Annotated in this window: 1 pseudogene; it reads left to right on the top strand. The window is 56.3% G+C overall.

The window, feature by feature from the left end:
* Positions 1–339 (top strand): annotated as a pseudogene (locus P0G09_RS16315) (DNA methylase); the annotation flags it as partial.

Below are 339 nucleotides of genomic sequence, written 5' to 3'. Positions count from 1 at the left end.
CCGGCATCACCGAAACGGCAGGCATCGGCACTAACCTCTACCTTGCAAAGCTGGCCATGGACATTGTGGCAAAGCACATCCCGGCAGACAAAGATGGAGTCCGCATTGCGGAACTGGATGAGCAGACCTATCGGTATCTGCTGTGGAACCACAGACCCCTGACGGATTTCTGGATGACCGGTCCCGGAACCGTCAAGCGGCTGGTAGCTCATGGCATCTACACCATGGGGGACTTGGCACGGTTCTCCATCCATGGAGAAGATCGTCTGTATGAGATTTTCGGCGTGGTTGCAGAAATTCTCATCGACCACGCATGGGGCTACGAACCCTGCGGCATGG

This window comes from Faecalibacterium sp. DFI.5.82 (genome assembly GCF_029076575.1).
Classification (GTDB): domain Bacteria; phylum Bacillota; class Clostridia; order Oscillospirales; family Ruminococcaceae; genus Faecalibacterium; species Faecalibacterium duncaniae.
Note: the sequence above shows the minus strand (reverse complement) of the source record. Positions and strands in the feature narration are given on the sequence as shown.